Annotated in this window: 19 protein-coding genes; 12 read left to right on the plus strand and 7 right to left on the minus strand. The window is 73.3% G+C overall.

Going from position 1 to position 23,355, the window contains the following annotated elements:
- Positions 1–435 precede the first annotated feature (435 nt).
- Positions 436–3,810, minus strand: coding sequence for a pyruvate carboxylase (locus Srubr_RS15255; RefSeq protein ID WP_189988771.1), 3,375 nt, complete (start codon positions 3,808–3,810; stop codon positions 436–438).
- Between the two features lie 76 nt (positions 3,811–3,886).
- Entirely contained in the window at positions 3,887–4,738 is an 852-nt protein-coding gene (locus tag Srubr_RS15260) for a hypothetical protein (protein ID WP_189988773.1), read from the minus strand.
- A 259-nt stretch (positions 4,739–4,997) separates the two neighbouring features.
- Between Srubr_RS15260 and Srubr_RS15265 the strand changes: the two genes are divergently transcribed.
- The 10 genes from Srubr_RS15265 to Srubr_RS15310 all read left to right on the plus strand — a co-directional run bounded on the left by Srubr_RS15265 (position 4,998) and on the right by Srubr_RS15310 (position 15,554).
- Positions 4,998–6,641, plus strand: coding sequence for a sensor histidine kinase (locus Srubr_RS15265; protein ID WP_189988775.1), 1,644 nt, complete (start codon positions 4,998–5,000; stop codon positions 6,639–6,641).
- Positions 6,638–7,045 (plus strand): roadblock/LC7 domain-containing protein, encoded by a 408-nt coding sequence (locus Srubr_RS15270; RefSeq protein ID WP_189988777.1) that lies wholly within the window; start codon positions 6,638–6,640, stop codon positions 7,043–7,045. Before Srubr_RS15265 ends, Srubr_RS15270 begins: the two co-directional genes overlap by 4 nt.
- A complete protein-coding gene (locus Srubr_RS15275; RefSeq protein ID WP_189988779.1) occupies positions 7,042–7,404 on the plus strand; it encodes a DUF742 domain-containing protein in 363 nt (120 codons plus the stop codon). The genes Srubr_RS15270 and Srubr_RS15275 overlap by 4 nt, the downstream gene beginning before the upstream one ends.
- The gene (locus tag Srubr_RS15280; protein WP_373313320.1) at positions 7,385–8,047 is read left to right on the plus strand and encodes a GTP-binding protein; all 663 of its coding nucleotides are present in this window, start codon (positions 7,385–7,387) and stop codon (positions 8,045–8,047) included. The genes Srubr_RS15275 and Srubr_RS15280 overlap by 20 nt, the downstream gene beginning before the upstream one ends.
- Positions 8,044–9,255, plus strand: a complete 1,212-nt coding sequence (locus Srubr_RS15285; RefSeq protein ID WP_189988783.1) for a cytochrome P450 — start codon at positions 8,044–8,046, stop codon at positions 9,253–9,255. The genes Srubr_RS15280 and Srubr_RS15285 overlap by 4 nt, the downstream gene beginning before the upstream one ends.
- Before the next feature lie 109 nt (positions 9,256–9,364).
- Entirely contained in the window at positions 9,365–10,588 is a 1,224-nt protein-coding gene (locus tag Srubr_RS15290) for a cytochrome P450 family protein (RefSeq protein WP_189988785.1), read from the plus strand.
- Between the two features lie 382 nt (positions 10,589–10,970).
- A complete protein-coding gene (locus Srubr_RS15295) occupies positions 10,971–12,374 on the plus strand; it encodes a DUF7507 domain-containing protein (RefSeq protein ID WP_189988787.1) in 1,404 nt (467 codons plus the stop codon).
- Positions 12,375–12,597: 223 nt separating this feature from the next.
- The gene (locus Srubr_RS15300; protein WP_189988789.1) at positions 12,598–12,873 is read left to right on the plus strand and encodes a hypothetical protein; all 276 of its coding nucleotides are present in this window, start codon (positions 12,598–12,600) and stop codon (positions 12,871–12,873) included.
- Between the two features lie 115 nt (positions 12,874–12,988).
- Positions 12,989–13,978 (plus strand): aldo/keto reductase, encoded by a 990-nt coding sequence (locus tag Srubr_RS15305; RefSeq protein WP_189988790.1) that lies wholly within the window; start codon positions 12,989–12,991, stop codon positions 13,976–13,978.
- Between the two features lie 328 nt (positions 13,979–14,306).
- Positions 14,307–15,554, plus strand: coding sequence for an MFS transporter (locus tag Srubr_RS15310; RefSeq protein WP_229926424.1), 1,248 nt, complete (start codon positions 14,307–14,309; stop codon positions 15,552–15,554).
- 93 nt (positions 15,555–15,647) lie between these two features.
- Here the strand turns inward: Srubr_RS15310 and Srubr_RS15315 are convergent, their stop codons facing one another.
- From Srubr_RS15315 to Srubr_RS15330, 4 genes are all read right to left on the minus strand, one after another.
- Positions 15,648–16,379, minus strand: coding sequence for a metallophosphoesterase family protein (locus Srubr_RS15315; RefSeq protein WP_189988793.1), 732 nt, complete (start codon positions 16,377–16,379; stop codon positions 15,648–15,650).
- Positions 16,376–16,654: a BON domain-containing protein gene (locus Srubr_RS15320; RefSeq protein WP_189988795.1), complete on the minus strand. Its 279-nt coding sequence runs from the start codon at positions 16,652–16,654 to the stop codon at positions 16,376–16,378. Before Srubr_RS15320 ends, Srubr_RS15315 begins: the two co-directional genes overlap by 4 nt.
- Complete coding sequence (locus Srubr_RS15325) at positions 16,651–17,445, minus strand: nucleotidyltransferase family protein (protein WP_373313321.1); 795 nt, start codon at positions 17,443–17,445, stop codon at positions 16,651–16,653. The genes Srubr_RS15320 and Srubr_RS15325 overlap by 4 nt, the downstream gene beginning before the upstream one ends.
- 447 nt (positions 17,446–17,892) lie before the next feature.
- Positions 17,893–19,443, minus strand: coding sequence for an APC family permease (locus Srubr_RS15330; RefSeq protein ID WP_189988797.1), 1,551 nt, complete (start codon positions 19,441–19,443; stop codon positions 17,893–17,895).
- A gap of 250 nt (positions 19,444–19,693) precedes the next feature.
- Between Srubr_RS15330 and Srubr_RS15335 the strand changes: the two genes are divergently transcribed.
- Together Srubr_RS15335 and Srubr_RS15340 are read left to right on the plus strand one after the other, a co-directional pair.
- Positions 19,694–20,815 carry a PP2C family protein-serine/threonine phosphatase gene (locus tag Srubr_RS15335; protein WP_189988799.1) on the plus strand — a complete coding sequence of 374 codons (1,122 nt, stop codon included), beginning with the start codon at positions 19,694–19,696 and terminating at the stop codon, positions 20,813–20,815.
- Positions 20,816–20,971: 156 nt separating this feature from the next.
- A complete protein-coding gene (locus Srubr_RS15340; RefSeq protein WP_189988801.1) occupies positions 20,972–22,105 on the plus strand; it encodes a glycerophosphodiester phosphodiesterase family protein in 1,134 nt (377 codons plus the stop codon).
- 426 nt (positions 22,106–22,531) lie between these two features.
- Here Srubr_RS15340 and Srubr_RS15345 read toward each other — a convergent pair whose 3' ends face one another.
- The gene (locus tag Srubr_RS15345) at positions 22,532–23,344 is read right to left on the minus strand and encodes an SAM-dependent methyltransferase (protein WP_189988803.1); all 813 of its coding nucleotides are present in this window, start codon (positions 23,342–23,344) and stop codon (positions 22,532–22,534) included.
- Positions 23,345–23,355: the final 11 nt, after the last annotated feature.

A 23,355-nucleotide genomic window follows, 5' to 3' on the forward strand; every position in this document is an offset into this window, starting at 1 on the left:
CGGCCACGGGATCGGTCACGGGGGACCCGCGGGTCGGATGGGTCGGCCGACAGCCGAGGCGCCGGACGGCCTGTCGGCGGCCGGGTGCGGCCCGGCCCGCGGTGTGGGCGGCGATCCGGCCGACGACACGGGTGCGGCCCGCCCGGCGACCCGGCCGCAAAGGCGCCACCACGGGGCACCTCCCGCGCCTGGCGACGACGGACGGCCACGGGCCGGAAACCGGCCGCGACGGGCACGGACGCGGGCGCGGGCGCACGGGTGCGGGCACAGACGCCGACGCGCACGCACGGATGCGGGCACAGACGCCGACGCGCACGCACGGGTGCGGGCACAGACGCCGACGCGTGCCCATGCCCGTACCCGCCCTCGTGCCCGTGCCCGCGCCCGTCCTCGCCCTCGTCCCCGTCCCCGTCCTCGTCCCCGTCCTCGTCCCCGTCAGACGATCTCCACCAGGAGGTCGCCGCCCTCCACCTGTTGCACGCGGTTGATGGCCGGCCGGGAGACGCGGCCCGCCCTCGGGGCGGTGATCGCGGCCTCCATCTTCATCGCCTCGATGGTGGCGACCGTGGCACCGGCCTCGACCGCGTCGCCCTCGGCGACGGCCAGGGTCACCACACCGGCGAAGGGCGCGGCGACGTGGCCCGGGTTGTTCCGGTCGGCCTTCTCCGTCACCGGGACGTCGGAGGCGGCGGCCCGGTCCCGGACCTGGATGGGCCGCAGCTGGCCGTTGAGCGTGGACATCACGGTGCGCATGCCGCGCTCGTCGGCCTCGCCGATCGCCTGGAGCTCGATCAGCAGCCGGACACCGGGTTCCAGGTCGACGGCGTACTCCTTGCCCGGGCGCAGGCCGTAGAAGAACGCCTTGCTGTCCAGGACGCCCGTGTCACCGAAGGACTGGCGGTGCGTCTCGAACGCGCGGGCCGGGCCGGGGAACAGCAGCCGGTTGAGGGTCGGCCTGCGGTCCTTGGCCAGCCCCTCGCGGTCCTCGGCGGACAGCTCGGGCGCGGGCTTGGGCGCGGCGCGGCCCTGGAGCGCCTTGGTGCGGAACGGCTCCGGCCAGCCGCCGGGCGGGGTGCCCAGCTCGCCGCGCAGGAAGCCGATCACCGAGTCCGGGATGTCGTACGTGCCGGGGTCCGCCTCGAAGTCCTCCGGGGCGACACCGGCGCCGACCAGGTGCAGGGCGAGGTCGCCGACCACCTTGGAGGACGGGGTGACCTTGACCAGGCGGCCGAGGATACGGTCGGCGGCGGCGTACATCGCCTCGATGTCCTCGAAGCGGTCGCCGAGGCCGAGGGCGACGGCCTGGGTGCGCAGGTTGGACAGCTGGCCGCCGGGGATCTCGTGGTGGTAGACCCGGCCGGTCGGCGAGGCGAGGCCCGCCTCGAACGGGGCGTAGATCCGGCGGACGCCCTCCCAGTACGGCTCCAGGTCGCCGACCGCCTGGAGATCGAGGCCGGTGGGCCGCTCGGAGTGGTCGGTGGCGGCGACGATCGCGGACAGCGACGGCTGGGAGGTGGTCCCGGCCATGGAGGCCACCGCGCCGTCGACCGCGTCCGCGCCCGCCTGGACCGCGGCGAGGTAGGTGGCGAGCTGGCCGCCCGCGGTGTCGTGGGTGTGCAGGTGCACGGGCAGGTCGAACTCGCGGCGCAACGCCGAGACCAGCTTGGCGGCGGCCGGGGCGCGCAGCAGGCCCGCCATGTCCTTGACCGCGAGGACGTGGGCGCCGGCCTCGACGATCCGCTCGGCCAGGCGCAGGTAGTAGTCCAGGGTGTAGAGCCGCTCCGCCGGGTCGCCGAGGTCGCCGGTGTAGCAGAGGGCCACCTCGGCGATCGCGGTGCCCGTCTCCCGTACGGCGTCGATGGCGGGGCGCATCTGGCCGACGTCGTTGAGGGCGTCGAAGATGCGGAAGATGTCGATGCCGGTGGCGGCGGCCTCCTGCACGAAGGCGTCGGTGACCTCGGTCGGGTACGGCGTGTAGCCGACGGTGTTGCGGCCGCGCAGGAGCATCTGGAGGCAGATGTTCGGGACGGCCTCGCGCAGGGCGGCCAGCCGCTCCCAGGGGTCCTCGGCGAGGAAGCGCAGCGCCACGTCGTAGGTGGCGCCGCCCCAGCACTCCAGGGACAGCAGCCCGGGCAGGGTGCGGGCGACGACCGGGGCGACGGCGAGGAGGTCCTTGGTGCGTACCCGGGTGGCCAGCAGGGACTGGTGGGCGTCGCGGAAGGTGGTGTCGGTGACGCCGAGGACCGGCGACTGGCGCAGGTGCCGGGCGAAGCCCTCGGGGCCGAGGTCCACGAGGAGCTGCCGGGAGCCGGCGGGCGGCTCGCCGGAGGGCAGCGGCGGCAGCTTGGTCAGCGGGTCGGGCAGCTCGGGCCGTTCGCCGTGCGGCTTGTTGACGGTGACGTCGGCGAGGTAGGTGAGCAGCTTCGTGCCGCGGTCGGCGGAGTGCCGGGCGGTCAGCAGGTGCGGGCGGCGCTCGATGAAGGAGGTGGTGACCCGGCCCGCCTGGAAGTCGGGGTCGTCCAGGACCGCCTGGAGGAAGGGGATGTTGGTGGCCACACCGCGGATGCGGAACTCGGCGACCGCGCGCCGGGCCCGGCCGATGGCGGCTCGGAAGTCGCGGCCCCGGCAGGTGAGTTTGACCAGCATCGAGTCGAAGTGCGCGCTGATCTCCGTACCGGCGTGGGTGGTGCCGCCGTCGAGCCGGATGCCGGAGCCGCCCGGGGAGCGGTAGGCGCTGATCCGGCCGGTGTCCGGGCGGAAGCCGTTGGCGGGGTCCTCGGTGGTGATCCGGCACTGCAGGGCGGCGCCGCGCAGGGTGACCGTGTCCTGGGAGAGCCCCAGGTCGGCGAGGGTCTCGCCGGCCGCGATGCGCAGCTGGGCCTGGACCAGGTCGACGTCGGTGACCTCCTCGGTCACGGTGTGCTCGACCTGGATGCGCGGGTTCATCTCGATGAACACGTGGTTGCCGTCGCGGTCGAGGAGGAACTCCACCGTGCCGGCGTTGCGGTAGCCGATCTCGCGGGCGAAGCGGACGGCGTCGGCGCAGATCCGGTCGCGCAGTTCCGGGTCCAGGTTGGGCGCGGGGGCCAGCTCGATGACCTTCTGGTGGCGGCGCTGGAGCGAGCAGTCGCGTTCGTAGAGGTGGATGACGTCGCCCTCGCCGTCGGCGAGGATCTGCACCTCGATGTGGCGGGGCTCGACGACGGCCTTCTCCAGGAAGACCGTCGGGTCGCCGAAGGCGGAGGCGGCCTCTCGGGAGGCGGCCTCGATGGACTCGCGCAGCCGGTCCGGGTCCTCGACGCGGCGCATGCCGCGCCCGCCGCCGCCCGCGACCGCCTTGACGAAGACGGGGAAGCCGATGTCCTCGGCGGCGCGCAGGAGTTCGTCCACGTCGGTGGAGGGCGGGCAGGAGCCGAGGACCGGCACGCCGGCGGCGCGGGCGGCGGCGACCGCGCGCGCCTTGTTGCCGGTCAGCTCCAGCGTGTCCGCGCCGGGCCCGACGAAGGTGATGCCCGCCTCAGCGCAGGCGCGGGCGAGTTCGGGGTTCTCGGACAGGAAGCCGTAGCCCGGGTAGACGGCGTCGGCGCCCGCCCGGCGGGCGGCGGCCACGATCTCCTCGACGGAGAGGTAGGCCCGCACCGGATGCCCCGGCTCCCCGATCTCGTACGCCTCGTCGGCCTTGAGCCGGTGCAGCGAGTTGCGGTCCTCGTGCGGGAAGACGGCGACGGTACGCGCGCCGAGTTCGTAGCCCGCCCGGAACGCGCGGATCGCGATCTCTCCACGGTTGGCGACCAGCACCTTGCGGAACATCCTGGATTCCCTTCAGCTGCCTGCCGGCGGCGAACACCCTGGCCTCGGCCCGCCCTGCCGTCGCTCGCGGGCAACCCTAGGGGCTGCCCGTACGGGTCGAGGTGCGGAAACCATCACACCGGCGGGGTGGCCGGGGCCACAAGGGCGCGCCGGGTCCGCCGGTGTCCGGAAGCGGTGGTCCGGCCGGGCCGGACCGGTGCCGGAGCCGGGACCGTACGGCCGTGCGCAGCCGCTCGCCCCGGCCGTGCAGGAGCCCGAGGACGACGGCCGCGGCCACGGCGATCAGGTGTTCGCGGCCCGCCAGGTTGGGTACGGCGATGGACTCCCACACCATCGAGCCGCCGGTCAGCGTGAACACCACGGGGGCGCGCCGGACCACCGCGAGATAGGTGAACAGGCCCACCACGGCCGCGGAGGGGCCGGTGTCGAGCACCCGCCCGGCCTCGGGCGGCAGCCCGAACCCCCACCAGCCGGGCCCGAGGGCGATCATCAGGCGGGCGGTGAGGGTGCCGGCCAGGGTGGTGGTGTAGGCGATGAACAGGGTCCGGGCCCGGCCCAGGGTCAGTTCGGCGAGGGCGAAGGCGAGGAACAGCTGGGTGATGCCCGCCCACACCGGCAGGTCGAGCGCCGGGACGTACAGGGACACGGGGGTGCGCAGCAGGGACAGCCACAGCGGCAGGTCGGCCCGGACGCCGCCGAGCCGTCGTACCCACACCGCTCCGGCGGGGTACTGGGCGATGTCGTGGAAGAGGACGACACCGAACGCGGCGACGAACGCGAGCAGCAGCCCGGACAGTCCGCGCCGCGCGAGCCGCCGTACCGGGTCGACGACGATGCCGTGCCACTCGGTGCCCAGCGTGCGCCCGGCGCACCGGGCGAGCCGGGCGAGCGTGGTGCGGGCCCGCCGGGTGGGTCCTTCATCGATCACCGGTGACAGTCCAGCGATCCGGAACGGGGGCGTCAAGATCTTTAAGGGGTGGCAAGTCCCACCTTGCGCATCAGGTACCGAGAGGCAACCTTCGCCCCCATTGATCCGTCCCCTCAATACCGGCATCTCGGCGCGGATGACCGCCGGAGACCCGGAACCCAGGGGTTCTGTTCTTTTTTGATCACGAACTCTCGTATAGTGACCGCGAATTCACGACCTGTGCCATGTCTCCCAGCCGCACGAGGACCAGACCGGACTGATGACCGCGCCCACGCATCCCGGCGACCGACCCTCCCTCCGTACGTTCGTCTCCGCCCTCGCCGTCACCGGTGTGCTGTCGGCGCTCGCGGTCTGCGCGGCCGTGGCGGTGGCACCGGGCGCGGCACGCACCCCGCTCGCCGGCGGCGGGGCCGTGGCGGCGGTCGTCCTCAGCGTGGCGGTGGCCACGGCCGCGCACGCGCGACGCACCGCCCGGGACACCCGGCAGCGGCTGGAGGGCGTCACCCAGGACGTCGGACGGCTGCTCCAGCAGCAGGCCCGTACGACCGAGGAGGCGCACCAGGAGCGGCAGCGGCTCGTGGACGAACTGGCCCGGCAGCGCGCCGAGCTGACGGATTCGTTCACCGCCGAACGGGACCGCCTGGTCGCCGAGGGTACCCGGGAGCTGGACCGGCTCCGGCAGGAGAACGCCCGGCTGGCGGGCGAGTTGGAGCAGGCCCGGCGCGAGCGGGCGGCCGCGATCTCCGCGACCTCCAACACCGCCGCCCGGATGCAGGCGCTGGCCACCGCCACGCTCGCCGACCTGCGGGCGATGGAGGAGCGGCACACCGACGAGGACGTGCTGCACGATCTGCTCCACCTCGACCACCGCACCGCCCAGGCCGGCCGGCTCGCGGACTCCATCGCCGTGCTCACCGGGGCGCGTTCGGGGCGCCGGTGGGCGCGGCCGATCAGCATGGAGTCGATCCTGCGCGGCGCGATGGGCCGGATCGCCGGGTACCGGCGGGTACGGGTGCACTCGACGAGCGAGGCCGCCGTCGCCGGGCACGCCGCCGAGGGCGTGATGCACGCGCTCGCCGAACTCCTCGACAACGCCGCGAACTTCTCGCCGCCCACGGCCGAGGTCCACGTGTACGTGGAGGAGGTGCCGGCCGGGGTCATCGTGTCGGTGGAGGACAGCGGGCTGGTGATGGGCGATGTGCAACTGCGCCGCGCCGAGCGGGCGGTCGCCGGGGACGTCTCCGGGCTGGGCGGCCTGACCGGCACCCGGCTCGGGCTCGCCGTGGTCGGCCGCCTCTCCCGCAAGCACGGGCTCAAGGTGTCGTTCCGGCCCTCGGCGCGCGGCGGCACGGGCGTGCTGATGCTCATCCCGCAGGCCATCCTGACCGGCTCCGCCCCGGCCACTGCGGCCGAGCCGGCCGCCGCGGCCCCGCCCGCGCAGAACGTGACGCCCGCGCAGAGTGTGACGCCCGTACCGGCGCCGCCCGCGCTGGAGGCCGCCCCGGTCCACGAGTCGGCCGCGCCGCCGGAACCGGGCCCGGCCGGACTGCCCAAGCGACGCCGGGGCCGTACGCTCGCCGAGGCCGAGCGCGCCCGGTCCGCGTCCGGCACCGGGCCGCGCAGCGCGCCGACGGCGGACGAGGGCAAGGCCCGCGCCGCCCGCTTCAGCAGCTTCCGCCAGGCCGTCCGCCCGTCGGCACCGCCGAGCCCGGAGCCCGCTCCCGCGGCCGGCCCGCCGGAGGAGGCGCCCCCGGCCCGCTCGTCCGACCCGGCCGGACCGTCCCGTCCGTCCGCTCCCTCCCACACGCCCGACGCGTCTCACGCACCGGCGCCGGACGCCCCCACCAACACGCACACCCACTCGCACTCGCACTCGCACCCGGAAGGCGACACCACTTCATGACCGGCCCGACCACCGCCGACGACAAGCTCACCTGGCTCCTGGAGGGCCTGCTGGAGAGGACCCCGGGTGCCCGGCACGCGCTCGTGCTGTCCCGGGACGGGCTGAAGCTGTGCCGGACGCCGGAGCTGAGCGTCGACCAGGCCGATCAGCTGGCCGCGATCGCCGCCGGCATCCAGTCGCTGTCGCACGGCGCGTCCGTGGAGTTCGGCGACGGCAGCGGCGGGGTGCGCTCGGCGATGACCGAGTTCTACGGCGGTGTGCTGTTCATCGTCGAGGCGGGCGCCGGCGCCCACCTGGCCGTGATCACCACCGAGGACGCGGACGCCGGTGTCGTCGGGCACAACATGAGCGAGCTGGTGGAGCAGCTCGGCACGCACCTGACCGCTCTGCCCCGTACGTCATGAGCGGACCCGGCAGGCACCGTCCGGGCCGCGACGACGCTCCCGACCGGCTGTACACCATCACCCAGGGACGCAGCCGGTCCGACCCCGACAACCCCTTCGACCTGGTCACCCTCGTGGTCGCCGAGTCGGAGCCGACGGCCGGCATGCAGTCGGAGCACGTGGCGATCCTGAAGCTGGCCCAGTTCCCCACGTCGGTGGTGGAGATCGCGGCCGAGCTGCGGCTGCCCGTGGGCATCACCAAGGTCCTGCTGTCCGATCTGCTGGCGGCGGGCCGGGTCAGCGCCCGGCACCCGCGCCGGCCGGCCATCACCGATCCCGACATCCTGGAGCAGGTGCTCGTTGGACTTCGCAACCTCTGACATGGGGGTCCCCCCGCTCGAGCGGAGCCGAGAGCGGGGGAGGACCCCGTTGGGTGCCACCGCCGACCAAGGCTTCAAGATCGTGGTCGTGGGCGGCTTCGGCGTCGGCAAGACCACGCTGGTCCGCTCGGTCAGCGAGATCCGTCCCCTCAACACCGAGGAGACGATGACCCAGGCCGGCGAGGCGATCGACGACACCGCCCAGGTCCGCGGCAAGTCCGCGACCACGGTGGCCTTCGACTTCGGCCGGATCACCCTGGACGCGCGCAACGTGCTGTACCTGTTCGGCGCGCCGGGCCAGGAGCGGTTCTGGTTCCTGTGGGACCGGCTGTTCACCGGCACGCTCGGCGCGGTCGTCCTGGTCGACACCCGGCGGATCGACGACTCCTGGTACGCCATCGACCGGCTGGAGCACCACGGCACGCCGTTCATCGTGGCCTGCAACGACTTCGGCGGTCCGGTGCGGGCCGGCGCTGACGTCCGCGAGGCCCTCGACCTGGATCCGCATGTGCCGCTGGTCGACTGCGACGCCCGCTCCCGGGAGTCGGGCAAGCAGGTGCTGATCACGCTGGTGCAGCACGTGAAGAACCGGTACGCCGACCCGTCCGCGCGGGCGGGCCAGCCCCGACAGGAGTTCGTGTGACCACCCCCGACGCCGTCCCGCTCAGCGGACCCCGGTTCCAGACCGAACCCGCGCGCCTGTACCGGGAGATGCGGCGCGACCACGGCTCCGTGGTGCCGGTGCTGCTCGACGGTGACATCCCGGCCTGGCTGGTGCTCGGCTACCGGGAACTGCACCAGGTCACCGGCGATCCCGTGCTGTTCAGCCGGGACTCGGACCTGTGGAACCAGTGGGAGAACATCCCCGCGGACTGGCCGCTGCTGCCGATGATCGGGCGCAAGCAGCCGTCGATCCTCTACACCGTCGGCGAACGGCACCGGCAGCGCGCGGCGATGGTGAGCAACGCGCTGGAGGCGGTGGACCCGTTCGAGATGCGCGGGCACGCCGAGCGGTTCGCGGACGAGCTGATCGACGCGCTGTGCGCCGAGGGCGAGGCCGATCTGATCGCGCAGTACGCCATGCTGCTGCCGGTACGGGTCCTGGCCCGGCTGTACGGGTTCTCCGACGAGGACGGCCCCGGGCTGGTCACCGCCCTGAACGACATGATCGACGGCCGGGAGCGGGCGCTGGCCGGGCAGGCGCACCTGGCCGGTTCCATGGCCCGGTTGGTCGCGGAGCGCAGGAAGGAGCCCGCGGACGACGTGGTCTCCCGGATGCTCGCCGACGGCAGCGGGTTCAGCGACGAGGAGATCGTCCAGGACCTGATGGTGATGATGGCGGCCGGGCACCAGCCGACCGCGGACTGGATCGGCAACTCGCTCCGGCTGATGCTGACCGACGACCGGTTCGCCGCCTCCCTGTTCGGCGGGCGCAACAGCGTCGCCGAGGCGATGAACGAGGTGCTGTGGGAGGACACGCCCACGCAGAACGTGGCGGGCCGCTGGGCCGCCCGCGACACCCGCCTCGGCGGCCGGGCCGTCCGGGCCGGCGACCTGCTGCTGCTCGGTCTGCAGGGCGCCAACTCCGATCCGCAGGTGCGCACCGACGCCTCGGAGCTGACCGGCGGCAACAACGCGCACTTCTCCTTCGGCCACGGCGAGCACCGCTGCCCGTTCCCCGCGCAGGAGGTCGCCGAGGTGATCGCGCGGACCGGCATCGAGGTGGTACTGGACCGGCTGCCGGACATCGACCTGGCGGTGCCCGCCGACTCCCTCACCCGGCGGCCCTCGCCCTGGCTGAGAGGACTGACCAGACTGCCCGTCCGGTTCAGCCCCGTACCAGCCCGCTGATCCCGCGTCGCCCCGGCCGGTGCGTCGTGCGGCCGGGGGTCCGGGGACGTCCTCCCCGGACCGGCGCCGTACCCGCGCACTTACGACCCTGCCCTGGGAGGCACGTCAGATGACGACCGGTACCGCACCCCGTATCGCCCTGGACCCCTTCGTCACCGATCTGGACGCCGAGAGCGCGGCGCTGCGCGCGGCCGGTCCGCTCGCCGCGGTCGAACTCCCCGGCGGCGTCCCGGTGTGGGCCGTCACCCACCACGCCGAGGCCAAGGCACTGCTCACCGACCCGCGCCTGGTGAAGGACATCGAGGTGTGGGGGGCCTGGCGGCGCGGTGAGATCCCCGCGGACTGGCCGCTGATCGGCCTGGCCAACCCGGGCCGCTCCATGCTCACGGCCGACGGCGCCGACCACCGCCGGCTGCGCACCCTGGTCGCGCAGGCGCTCACCCCGCGCCGGGTGGAGCGCATGCGGGAGCGGATAGCGAAGCTCACCCAGGATCTGCTGGACGCGCTGCCCACGGACGGCCGGACCGTCGACCTGAAGTCGGCCTTCGCCTATCCGCTGCCCATGTACGTGATCGCCGACCTGATGGGGATGGCGGAGGCGCGGCTGCCCCGGCTGAAGGTGCTGTTCGAGAAGTTCTTCTCCACCCAGACCCCGCCGGAGGAGGTCGGGACGACCCTCGCCGAACTGGCCGGGATCATGGCCGAGACGGTGGCGGCGAAGCGGGCCGAACCGGGCGACGACCTGACCAGCGCGCTGATCCTCGCGGCGGAGGACGGCGACCGGCTCACGGACGAGGAGATCGTCTCCACGCTCCAGCTGATGGTGGCGGCGGGCCACGAGACGACGATCTCGCTGATCGTCAACGCCGTCGTCAACCTCTCCACCCACCCCGAGCAGCGCGCGCTGGTGCTGTCCGGGCGGGCCGACTGGCCGGCGGTGATCGAGGAGACGCTGCGCTACTCCACGCCGACCTCCCACGTCCTGATCCGGTTCGCGACCGAGGACGTGCCGGTCGGCGACAAGGTGATCCCGGCCGGGGACGCGCTGATCGTGTCGTACGGCGCGATCGGGCGCGACGAGAACGCGCACGGCCCGACCGCGGGCAGCTTCGACATCACCCGTGAGACGCGCAACCGGCACATCTCCTTCGGTCACGGCCCGCACGTCTGCCCCGGCGCCGCCCTGTCCCGGCTGGAGGCGGGCATCGCCCTGCCGGCGCTGTACGCCCGGTTCCCGGGCCTGGACCTGGCGGTACCGGCGAGCGAGCTGCGCAACAAGCCGGTGGTCACCCAGAACGACCTCTTCGAACTGCCTGTACGACTCAACCCCTAGCGCACCGGCTCAGCGCCCTCGGCGCACGGCAGCGGTGCCGCGCACCGAGGGTGTCAACTTCGCGCCCCCCGATTCCCCCTGGGAAGGGGTGAGCGACACGGGGTGAGCAGGCGTTTTCGGCCACGGCTGAGCTGGCGCCTGGTGTCACGTGTACGCGGGTTGCTGGAGTGGCACGGTCCCGGCGGTGACGGGTGACCGGGTGAAAGCGGCGTTGGCGCGGGGCGGTTGAAACCCGCTGCGCCAGGTTGGCGAGAGCCGTTCGGCCGTCCCTTCCCGAGGTCACCCGGATGCGCTGCCCTGGCTGGGCATCCGGGCGTCGCCGCCGGCGCATGCGCGGCCGGCCGGGGCGCACTCCGGCAACGCCGACACAAGGGGAAGACCCATGACCACACCTCCCGCCGCTCCACTCCGGGTCACGCTCGTCAACGGCAGCTTCGAACAGCCTCCCGTCGCCGACATGGCGATCCTGCCGGACGCCTCACAGACACAGGCGCCCACGCGGGTCCCGGGCTGGCTCACCACCGCGTCCGACCACATGATCGAGATCTGGCGGTCGGGCTTCAACGGCGTGCCGTCGGCCGACGGTTCCCAGTTCGCCGAGCTGAACGCCAACGAGGTCTCCACGCTCTACCAGGACCTGCCGACCACGCCCGGGTCCACCCTGTACTGGCGGCTCTACCACCGTGGCCGGCTGGGGCAGGACACCATGGCCCTGGACATCGGCGCGCCAGGCTCACCGGTGGAACAGCGACGCTTCACCGACGGCACCACCGCCTGGGGCTACTACACCGGCACCTACACCGTCCCGGCGGGGCAGACGACGACGCGCTTCTCCTTCAGGTCGGTCTCCGCCGCCGGCGGCAACCGCAGCGTCGGCAACTTCCTCGACGGCATCTTCTTCGGCACCGCTCCGTTCGTGGAGCTGACCAAGTCCGCCATCCCCGTGGGGCCGTTGGAGGTAGGTGACGTCATCACCTACCGCGTCACCGCGAAGAACGAGGGCGGCGGCGCGGCGGAGAACGTCGTGCTGAGCGACGACATCCCGGAGGGCACGACGTATGTGCCCGGGTCCCTGCGCATCGTCGACGGCCCGAACGCGGGCCCGAAGACCGACGAACAGGGCGACGACCAGGCGTACTTCGACGAGGAGACGAACAGGGTCGTCTTCCACCTGGGCTCCGGCGCGTCCGCCGGGCAGGGCGGCAGCCTGCCCAATACCGAGACGCTGCCGGCGGGCACCACGGTGGAGTACCGGGTGGTCGTCGACCGGTCCGCCGGCGGCACGCGGATCAGCAACACCGCCACCGCCACCTACGAGAACCGGCTGGGCGACACCCCGGAGCCGCTCACCGCCACGTCCGACGAGGAGATCACCGAGATCCTTCCGGCGGCCGACCTGAACGTGACGAAGTCGGCCGACGCGACCACGGTGACCGTCGGCCAGACCATGACGTACCGCATCACCGTCCGCAACGCCGGCCCGAACCAGGCCACCGGCGTCGTCGTCACCGACGAACTCCCCTACGGCCTCACCTTCCTGTCCGCCGACACCGCGTCCGGCACGTACGACCCGGCGACCGGCGAGTGGGCGGTCGGCGACGTACCCGACGGCGCCACCGCGACCCTCGTCCTGCGCGCCAAGGCCACGGAGGCGGGCCCGCTCACCAACACCGCCACGGTGACCGGCAACGAGACCGAGCCGGACACCTCCGACAACACCGACTCCGTCACCATCTGCGTCGAACCGGCCCCTTCCTGCTGTGACCCGTGCGCGACGCGCGGCTAGCGACCGGCGCCACCGCGGCGGGGCCCGGAGCCGTACGGTACGGCTCCGGGGCCCCGCCGCGCGTGCGGGGTTCGACTCAACGCCCGTGACGGAGGAGCCCTCCGAAGGTCAGCCTCCGGAGTGAATTCCGACAGCCGTATGCGTGTCGTCCGCGTGGGCGGCGCATGGAGGAAGTAGAAGCCGCGCCGAACGGCGGCACGGTACCAGGACATCGGAGACTCACATGGGTACTCCTCCCGACAACAACGTCGCCGGCCTCATCAACGGCCTCCTCGGATCCGACGGTTCCAGCGGCCTCCTCGGCGGCCTCCTCGGCTCCGGGGGCTCCGCCGGCCTCGCCCCGTCCCCCGGCTTTCTCCGCTCCGTCGCCGAAGGGGTCGGCCGGCCGATCACTCAGGAGCTCGCCGACCAGGCACAGGAACTCGAGGGCCAGGCGGAGCGCATCAGGCAGCAGGCGCTGGAGATCAGGGACCGGCTGCCCGACTTCCCCGGGCACTGACCCCGCGAGCCGCCCCCTGTCCCGTCACCCGCGTGCCGGGCCCGTCTTGACTTCGAGGGCGCTTCACCTCGTAGCGTCGCCGGAGAGTACGACCCAGCGTGCGAAAGGGAACCCCATGCACAAGCGCAGTCTGCGGGATCTTCAGGTGTCGGCCATCGGGCTCGGCTGCATGGGGATGTCCGCCTTCTACGGCTCCGCCGACCGGGCGGAGGGAATCGCGACCATCCGCCGGGCCCTGGACCTCGGGATCGACTTCCTGGACACCGCGCAGATGTACGGACCGCTCACCAACGAGTCGCTGGTCGGCGAGGCCGTCAGGGGGCGCCGGGACGAGTATGTGATCGCCACGAAGTTCAATTACCGGATGGACGGCGCCGTGCCCGGTGACATGAGCACCATCGGCCCGCAGGACGGCTCGGCCGAGCATGTCCGCGGCTCGGTGGAGGGCTCGCTGCGGCGCCTGGGCACCGACCACATCGACCTGTACTACCAGCACCGCGTCGACCCGAACGTGCCCATCGAGGAGACGGTCGGCGCGCTCGGCGAGCTGGTCGCCGCGGGCAAGGTGCGGTACATCGGGCTGAGCGAGGCGAGCGCGGAGACCATCCGGCGCGCCCACGCCGTGCACCCGGTCACCGCCGTGCAGAGCGAGTACTCACTGTGGTCGCGGGACGTGGAGGCCGAGGTGCTGCCCGCGTGCCGGGAACTGGGCATCGGCTTCGTGCCGTACTCGCCGCTCGGCCGGGGCTTCCTCGCGGGCCGCTTCGCCTCGCCCGAGGAACTGGACGAGAACGACTACCGCCGTACGAACCCGCGCTTCACCGACGCGAACCTGGCGGCGAACCTGCGGCTCGCGGAGAAGGTCAAGGAGATCGCCGCCGAGAAGGACGTGACCCCGGCCCAGCTGGCCATCGCCTGGGTGCTGGCCCAGGGCGAGGACCTGGTGCCGATCCCGGGTACCAAGCGCCGTACGTACCTGGAGCAGAACGCCGCCGCCGCCGATATCGAGCTGACCGCGCAGGACCTGGCCCGGATCGACGCCGAGCTGCCCGAGCCGGCGGGCGAGCGGTACGACGAGGCGGGGATGCGCGCCATCAATCTGTAGGCGAGCGGCCTCTGGGCGATCAACGTGCGGATGCGCCTGTGAGGAACCCCACGCGGGTGGTGACGGGCCTGCTCGGAGGGCGTTTTCCCGGTTCCGCGGGCCCGTTCCGCGCCCGGTGTGGCGTCGACTCGGGCGTCCCGTCTGTCACCATGGTCGGCGCCCTGACCAGGCGGCCCAGCCGTGCGACGCAGCCGGCCCGACGGACCCCGCCGGTCTCTCCCGACCCCTGGTTGTCGAGTACCCCGCCGTGCCCTCTGCCTCTGCCGTGCCCACACCCGCCCACGCCCCGGCCTCCCGTTCGCCGTGGCGCTCCCTGCGCCACCGCGGCATGCGCTGGTGGTCGGTGGCCAACTTCGTCTCCAACGCCGGTACGTGGATGCAGCTCACCGTGCAGAACCTGCTCGTGCTGCACATCACGGGCTCGGCCGCGGCGACCGGTCTGTCGATGTCCGTCCAGGCGGCCCCGGCGCTGCTGGTGAGCCTGCTCGGCGGCGCGGCCGTGGACCGCTGGCCCCGCAAGGTGACGGTCGCGGTCAGTCAGACACTGCTCGGCGCGGTCGCCTTCACCACGGCGCTGCTCGTGGCGCTGGACCGGATCGACATGACGGCGCTGCTGGTGCTGGCCGCCGTGACCGGCGTCATCGCCACCGTCGACGGGCCGGCCTGTGCCCTGCTCGGCAACGATCTCGTGCCCGTGGCGGACGTCCCGTCGGCGATCGGGGTGGGCGCGCTGGTGCACAGCGCGGGCCGGCTGGCCGGAACCGCCCTGGCCGGGGTCGCCGTCGGCTTCCTCGGTACGGCCTCCGCGTACGCCGCCAACGGGCTGTCGTTCCTGTTCGTGGCCTCGGTGGTGCCGTTCCTGCGCCCGGCCGCCGGGGCCGCCGAGCCGGCGGCGGCCGTGCCTCGGGAGGCGCCGGCCCGCGCGGGGACGGGCGTACGCGAGGGCCTGGCCTTCTTCGTGCGCAGGCCCCGGCTGGTCGCCCTCGCGGGCATCACGGGTCTCAGCTCCGTCTTCGGCCGCAATTACGGCCTGACCCTCGCCGTCCTGGTCACCGGGCCGCTCGCGGGTGGCGCCGGGGCGTTCGGCACCGTGTCCACCGTGCTGGCCGTCGGCGGCATCATCGGCGCGGTCCTCGGCGCCCGGCTGCGCAAGCCGTCCGTGCGGACCGTGGGCCTGCTCGCGGCGGCCGGCGCGCTGCTCCAGGTGGTGGCCGGTCTGTCGCCGACGCTTGCGGTCCTGCTGGTGCTGGTGCTGCCGATGGCGGTCGTGGAGTCCGTCTCCGACACCGCCGGTACCGCCGTGCTCCAGACCGACCCGCCGCCGCATCTGCGCGGCCGGGTGCTCGGGGTGTGGAGCAGCATCGGCACGGTGTGGAGCCTCGGCGGGCCGCCGCTGCTGGGTCTGCTGATGGAGTGGGCCGGGGCGCGCGGTGCCCTCGTGGCGGGCGGTCTGCTGATCGCCGGGTCGATCGGCGCGGGCCTGCTGGTGCGCCGCCGGGGCGGGCCGGTGCCGGTGCCGCTCGCCGCCAAGGACGGCGACGTGACCGGCCGCGAGGCCCTGGGAACGGCGGCCTGACGGTCCCGGTCCCGCGGGGTACAGGACCGCGCCGCCGTAACTGGCGGGTACGCCCCACGTCAGGCCACCGCACCCCGGCCCGCACACCCCACCTCAGTCCCCTGCACCCGGCAGGTGGTACACGTGGAACGCCTGTCCGATCACCGGCTGGGCCACATTGCGTACGCGCACCCCGCCGGTGGTCATGCCGTGCTCGGTGCCGGCGTGGGCGTGGCCGTGCACCGCGAGGTCGGCACCCGCCGTGTCGATCGCCTCGGCGAGCAGATAGCTGCCGAGGAACGGGTAGATCTCCAGCGGCTCCCCGGCCAGGGTGTCCGGCACCGGGGAGAAGTGGGTCAGCGCGATCCGTACGTCGCAGTCCTGTTCCTCCAGCTCCTTCAGGGCGCCGTGCAGGCCGTCGGCGCACCGGCGGGAGTAGCGGACGAACTCCTTCATGAGGGGTTCGCCGAACTCCCCGGCGCAGCGGCCGACGAAGCCGCCGCCGAAGCCCTTGGTCCCGGCGACCCCGATCCGGGCGCCGTCTGCGGTGACGACGGCGGCCTGTCCTTCGAGGACGTGGGCGCCGGCGTCCCGGAGGATCGCGGAGACCTCCTCGGGCCGTTCGTCGTGGTGGTCGTGGTTGCCGAGTACGGCGACGACGGGCACGCCGAGGTCCTTGATCTCGCGGGCCACGACCGCGGCCTCCTCCGGTGTGCCGTGCCGGGTGAGGTCGCCGGCGAGCAGCAGCGCGTCGGCGCACCCGGGCAGGGTCTCGAAGGCGGAGCGCAGCGTGCCCTGGCTCTCGGGGCCCATGTGAATGTCCCCGACGGCCGCGACGCGGATCATGTCAGGTCCTCTCCGTGGTCGGGCGAGGAGGTCCCGGCGATGAGCAGGTCGCTGTGGACGGAGTGCCCCGCCAGTTCCTCGCGGGCCATGCGCAGGATGTCGTCCCGGCACTGGGTGGACGGCACGGTGCCGGTGAGCAGGACGACATCGCCGCGCAGTTCGAGTCGTACGCCGAGTTCCCCCAGCTGCCCGGAGGCGAGGTGTTCGGCGAGGTGGGCGACGCGGTAGTCCAGGTTCCCGGCCGCCGACGGGGGCGGCGGGCTCGTGTCGGTCATGGCTGGCCCTCCTGGGCGTCGATCACGTTCAGCCGTTCGAGGAGGAAGAGGAAGGCGGCGGGCATGGGCTCGGCGCCGCAGGCCGCGCGGACCGCGTCCCAGTCGACCTTCTCGCGCACGGCGCGGGCCACCGGCAGGACGGACCCGAAGTCGCAGTAGTGCTCGGAGAAGGCGCTGATCAGGCTCTGGATCAGGTCGGTCGGGCTGAGGACGGGCATGAGCACCGAGTCGACCGGCAGGACGTGGGCCCGGTCGAGCATCTCGCGGGTGACCGGCTGGTGGGCCAGCGAGAAGATGATGTCGACGTTCTGCCCGTGACAGGTCGTCTTGATCAGCCAGTCCTCCGGCGGGACCCGGACGCCGAGTCCGGCCTCCCGCAGGGTGCCGGCCACCGCCTCGGCGTCGTCGGGGAGGATGGCGAAGTCGGCGTCGTGCTGGAGGTAGCGGCTGCCGCCGTGGGCGTAGACGGCCACGCTTCCGGCGAGCGCGAAGGGATGGCCCGCGCGCTTGAGGAGGGTGCCGATCTGCTTGGCGGCCTCCAGGATCGCCTGGCTGCGGTCCTGCGGCAGCTCCCCCGGCTCCGGGCCGGACACGGGCGGCGGCTCGCTCGGCTCCGGAACGGGCGCGGGTGGCGGCTCCGCGCTCCTGGGCGCCGACTCGGGTTGCGGCTCCGAGTGCTCTGGCCGGCCGGAGGCCGACGCGGGCCGCGGCTCCGGCTGACCGGGGGCCGCCCCGGGCCGCCGCCCTGCGCGATCCGGGGCCGGCGCGGGCCCCGGCCCGATGCGGCTCAAAGGGGGCGCGGACGGCAGTTCCGTGGGGTCCGTGGCCGAGGTGGCCCTCGGTTCGGTGGGATCGGAAGCGGAAGCGAGCCCCGGCCACGTCGGTCGCCTCGGAGCCGTCGGCTCGGCGGCGGAAGCCCGCTCCGGCCCTGTCGGGCCCGCCGGCTCGGCGGCGCGGCCCTGCCCTGGCCCCGTCGGCCCCACCAGTCCTGTCGACCCCGTCGGACCGGAAGCGGGCGTGTGCCGTGGCTCCGCAGGCCCGGGCGCCGGCGCGCGGCGCGGCCCGTCGGTGGCGAGCCCGAGTTCGGTGACCCCCGCTCGCCGCAGGGGCGCGGTGTCCTCCCCGTCGTGCGTCATGACCTCTCCATTCGGCACCCTTGCACCCCGGGCGGCCGGATCGGCCCGGGGTGGTACGGGTACCCGGGGCGCCGCCCCCGACACGGCGCCCGAAGGAGTGGTTCAGTCCTCCACGACGAGCGCCGGGGTGCCGGCGGTGAGGATCTGGCCGCGGAAGAAGGCCGGGTCGCGGCGCCGCATCACCAGCATGATCACCGCGCCGAGGACCAGCAGGCCGACCCCGATGACGAAGACGGAGCCGACGCCGAGGACGGCGGAGCCGCTGCCGTAGGCCGGGTCCCACATGTCGTACAGCGTCTTGCCGAACACGGCGGTGAGCAGGATGCCGCCGAGGACCGGGAAGAGGCCCTTGAAGAGGGCGTCGCGGGCGGAGCGGGTGAGGTCGCGGCGGAAGTACCAGGCGCAGGCGAACGCGGTGAGCGCGTAGTAGAAGCAGATCATCAGGCCGAGGGCGTAGATGGTGTCGACCAGGACGTGCTCGCTGAGCAGCGACATCACCGCGTAGAAGACGCCGGTGGCCACGCCGGCGGTGACGGTGGCCCGGCCGGGGGTGCGGAAGCGCTCGTGGACGCGGGCGTAGGAGGGGGGCAGGGCCTGGTACGTCGACATGGCGAGCACCGTGCGGGCGACGGGGATGAAGGTGGTCTGGAGGCTGGCGGCGGCCGAGGCGAGGACGGCGGCGAAGAGCAGGATGCCGCAGAGGTGGCCCATGACCGGGCCGGCCAGGGCGGCGAAGACGTTGTCGGAGGTGTCCGGGTTGGCCAGGCCCAGGCCGTGGGTGCCGGAGCCGACGGCCATCTGCGCGGCGACGCCGGTGACGAGGTAGGAGCCGACCAGCACGACCATGGCGATCAGGGCGGCCCGGCCCGGTGTCTTGTCGCTGCCGACGGTTTCCTCGTTGGCGGTCAGGCAGGTGTCCCAGCCCCAGTACATGAAGATCGACAGGGACAGTCCGGCGCTGAAGGAGGCGAAGGAGTCCACCGCGAAGGGGTTGAGCCAGGACCAGGAGAAGTCTGTGTGTCCGGGGAAGGCGCCGGTGCGGGCCTTGTCCAGGGCCAGGACGACGAAGAGGGCGAGCACCACGAGCTGGAGTCCGACCAGCGCGTACTGCACGCCCTTCGTGGTGGTCATGCCCCGGTAGCTGACCGCGGTGGCGGCGGCGATCAGGGCCAGACAGGTGACGATGTGCACGGCCTTGTTGCCGTCCAGGCCGGAGACCGCGTCGCTGCCGGTGACCTCCCCGGCCAGCAGCCAGAAGTAGGTGGTGGCGACTCCGGCGAGGTTGGACAGCACGATCACGGTCGCGATGACCAGTCCCCAGCCGCACATCCAGCCGACGTGCGGGCCGAACGCCTTGACGGTCCAGGTGAAGGAGGTGCCGCAGTCGGGCACGGCCTTGTTCAGCTCCCGGTAGGCGAAGGCGACCAGCAGCATCGGCAGGAAGCCGGCGAGGAAGACGGCCGGCATGTGCAGGCCGACCTCACCGGCGGTGGAGCCGAGCGTGGAGGTGAGGCAGTAGACCGGTGCCACGGTGGACAGGCCGATGACCGCGCTGCCCAGCAGGCCGATGGAATTGCCGCCGAGGCCCTTGCCCCGTACTCCGTCGCCGGGTGCCGTGTCGTGGGCGTCCGGCCTCATCGCCGTCTGTGTCATGACACAGGACGCTAAATGCTGCGATTTCGGTTGAGGGTGGTTCAGATCACCCGTCAAGCGCCTTTATTTCCCAGGTCAAATCGGCAAACCAGCCGGTATTTGAACGGGGAATGACGCTAGCCGATCCGCTTCATGAAGGCAAAGCGATCAGCGTCCGCTATTCGGGAACCGAAGCGCCACCCGGAATGTCCGATTCCAAATCTGTCGGTGTGACGTGCGTCTCACGCACCCCGGGCGCACGCTGGGAGGCATGGCATCCCGGCTCGGTCGCGCGCGACCGCGGCGGCCGTGGCAGTCGGCCCGCGCGCTGCTGACGCTGCCCGTCGCGCTCATCGTGGTGATCACCGTCGTGGACCTGCACGCTCCCCACGACGTGCACCTCGGACCGGCCCTGGTGATCGCCCCCGCGCTCACCCCCTCCTTCGCCGGTCCCCGCACCACCGCGGCGGTCGGCGCCCTCGCGGTGGCCGCGCAGGTCTTCCTCGGCGTCACCCACGGCGGGCTCGGCACCACGAACCACATCGTCCAGATCATCGCCCTCACCGTCCTGGTCGTGCTCACCGTCCTCTACAGCGCCCTGCGGATGCGCCGGCAGGCCCAGCTGGCCCGGGTCCGCACGGTCGCCGAGGCCGCGCAGCAGGTGCTGATGTGGCCGCTGCCCGAGCGGATCGGCGCGGTGCGCATCGCCTCCCTGTACCTGGCCGCCGAGGACGAGGCGCAGATCGGCGGCGACCTGTACGCGGCGGCCCGCTGCGACGGCGGCGTGCGCGTGCTGATCGGGGACGTCCGCGGCAAGGGGCTGCCCGCCATCGGGGAGGCGGCGCTGCTGCTCGGCGCCTTCCGGGAGAGCGCGCACCGACGCGTGCCGCTGACGGAGCTCGCCACCACGCTGGACCAGAGCATCACCCGCTACGCCGCCGAGCTGGACCGCCCGGAGGAGGAGGGCGAGCGGTTCGCCACCGCGCTGCTCGTGGAGATCCCGGACCACGACGCGGTCACCCGGATGACCAGCTGCGGTCATCCGCCGCCGCTGCTGCTGGGCCCCGGCCACGTCGTCACGGCCCCGAGCCTGCACCCCTCGCCGCCGCTCGGGGTGCAGTGCGGCGTCGAGCACACGCTGGACGTGTTCTCCTTCGAACCGGGCGACACACTGCTGCTGTACACCGACGGGGTGGTGGAGGCCCGGGACGAGCGGGGCCGGTTCTATCCGCTCGCCGACCGGGTGGCGCGCTGGACCGGGGACAGCCCGGAGGCGCTGATGCACCATCTGCGGCGCGATCTGCTCGCCCACGCCGGCGGCCAGCTCGGCGACGACGCCGCGCTCATCGCCGTACACCGCACCACCGCCGAACGCCGCCGCCGCCACGGCTGAGCATCCGGTGCGTGCCCCGGCCGGGACGGCGGGGACGTTCACCTGTCCGTGCCGGAGTGTTCAGCCGGGAGGGTGGCCGGCCCCGCGGGGCATTGCGAGAATCCGCCACGCGCCCGGCGGACTCCTCCGCCCGCTCAGACCCGAGTGAGGTTCCCGATGTCCGTACGACCCTCGTCCCTACGGCACCCGTCCCTACGGCACCTGCCCCCGCGACGCCCGTCCCTGCGACGCCTCGTGCGGCCCCTGGCCGTCGGCCTGGCCGTGCTGTCCGCGCCGCTGACCCCGGTGACCGCGCACGCGGCGCCGGGCGGACCCGCGCCGGCCCGCTTCGACCTCCAGGCGCACCGCGGCGGCCTCGGCCTGACCACCGAGGAGTCGCTGGAGGGCTTCGGCAAGGCGCTGCGGCTCGGGGTGTCCACGCTGGAGCTGGACACCCAGATCACCCGGGACCTGAAGGTCGTCGTCAACCACGACCGGCAGATCAGTGGCGTCAAGTGCCGGGACACCGGCCCGCTCACGCCCGGCGACCCGATGTACCCCTATGCCGGCAAGTACATCAAGGATCTGACGCTCGCTCAGATCAAGACGCTGGACTGCGGCTACCGGCAACTGCCCGGCTTCCCCGGGCAGGAGGTCGTCAAGGGGTTCCGGATGGTGGAGCTGAAGGACGTCCTCGGCCTGGTCAGGAGCTACCGCGCCCGGGGCGTGAAGCTGAACATCGAGACCAAGGTGGAGGCGGGCGCGCCCGAACAGACCGCGCCGCGCGAGGTGTTCGTGCGCCGGGTGTACGAGGAGATCCACCGCTCGGGCATCGAGCGGCAGGTCACCATCCAGTCGTTCGACTGGGGGGCACTGAAGGTGATGCACCGGCTCGCGCCGAGGTGGCCGCTGGTGGCGCTGACGAACCACGACTTCCTCCAGGTCGGCCGGCCCGGCGCCTCCCCGTGGCTGGGCGGGATCGACGCCGACGACTACGGCGGTGACTTCGTCCGGGCAGCGGCGACCCTGCCCGGCGTCACCACCCTCTCCCCCAACTACGGCTTCCCGCAGAGCGGCAAGGTCGGCGACCCGGACTTCCGGTTCTACTCCGACGCGGCCATGATCGCCGAGGCGCACGCCCGTGGGCTGAAGGTGGTGCCGTGGACGTGTGACGACCCGGCGACCGTGGAGGCGCTGATGGACCTGGGCGTCGACGGGATCATCACCGACTATCCCGACCGGGTGCGGCGGATCATGGCCGACCGGGGCATGCGGCTGCCACGCCCGTACCACCCGCACGGCCACGCCTGACCGGCGCCCGGGGCGCGCGGAGCGTGGACCTCGCCCCGAATGGGGCGGGGCGGGGCCCACACCCGGGCCAGGCGGCCGGCCCGAGGCCGGTCGTCTTCAGGGTCTTCAGGTCGGACCGGACGCCGATCCGGCCGACCTCGGCGTGCGGTCCCCCGGATTCTCCGCGACCGCGCCGATCCCGGCCTTCGGCGGTCCCTAAGACCGCTTTCCGGGCACTCCGGTTCCGTAGTCGCGGGGGTCGTTTCCTCCGGTCCTGACGGAAGGCGGGTCGCCTCCGGTCCTGCCGGGGTTCGTTCCAGGGGGCTGTGTTCCGGTCGTCGCGGGTGCGGCGGCCGCCCGGCCCGCCGTACGGCCCGTCGTACGCGTCGTACGACGAGGGGCGGGGCCGGGGTCCGGGAGGTGGGTCGGACCCCGGCCCCGGGTCTGTCACGGCTTGCGGGCCACCGCGCCGTACATGGCGATGTCCTCGTCCCGGATGCCCTGCGCGCCGCCGTCGGGGTGCCACTTGTGCACCTGAACGATGCCGGGCGCGACCAGGTCGAGGCCGTCGAAGAACTCGTGGGCCTCGGCCAGGGTGCGCAGCCGCATCGGCATGTCACGGGCGGCGTACTCGCGGGCGACCCGGCCCACCTCGTCGGGGGCGAACTCGGCGGTGCCGATGGTCATCGCGAGGTAACTGCCGGAGGGCAGCGGCTCCAGCAGCCGGCGCACCACGCCTACCGCGTCGTCCGCGTCCAGCATGAAGTGCACGATCGCGATGACGGTGAGGGCGACGGGCCGGCTCAGGTCCAGCGTCTCGCGCAGTTCGGGGGCGCCCAGGATGGCCGCAGGGTCGCGGAAGTCGGCCTCCACGTACGCGGTCCGGCCCTCGGGCGCGCTGGCCAGCAGGCCCTGGGAGAGGGTGAGCACGATCGGGTCGTTGTCGACGTAGACGACCCGGGCCCCGGGGTCCACCGCCTGGGCGATCTCGTGCAGGTTGGGCGAGGTCGGGATGCCGGTGCCGATGTCCAGGAACTGCCGCACGCCCGCGTCCTCGGCCAGCCAGCGCACCGCACGGTTCATGAAGTCGCGGTTGGCGCGCATGTGCACCGGGAGCGCGGGCCACTCCCGTGTCATCGCCTCGCCCGCCTCCTTGTCGGCGGGGTAGTAGTCCTTGCCGCCGAGTATGTAGTCGTAGATGCGGGCGGAGTGGGCGTTCTCGGTGTCGATCCGGTCGGCCGGCCATCCGTTGTCGGGCAACGCCGTGTCTC

This window comes from Streptomyces rubradiris (assembly GCF_016860525.1).
GTDB classification, from domain to species: Bacteria; Actinomycetota; Actinomycetes; order Streptomycetales; family Streptomycetaceae; genus Streptomyces; species Streptomyces rubradiris.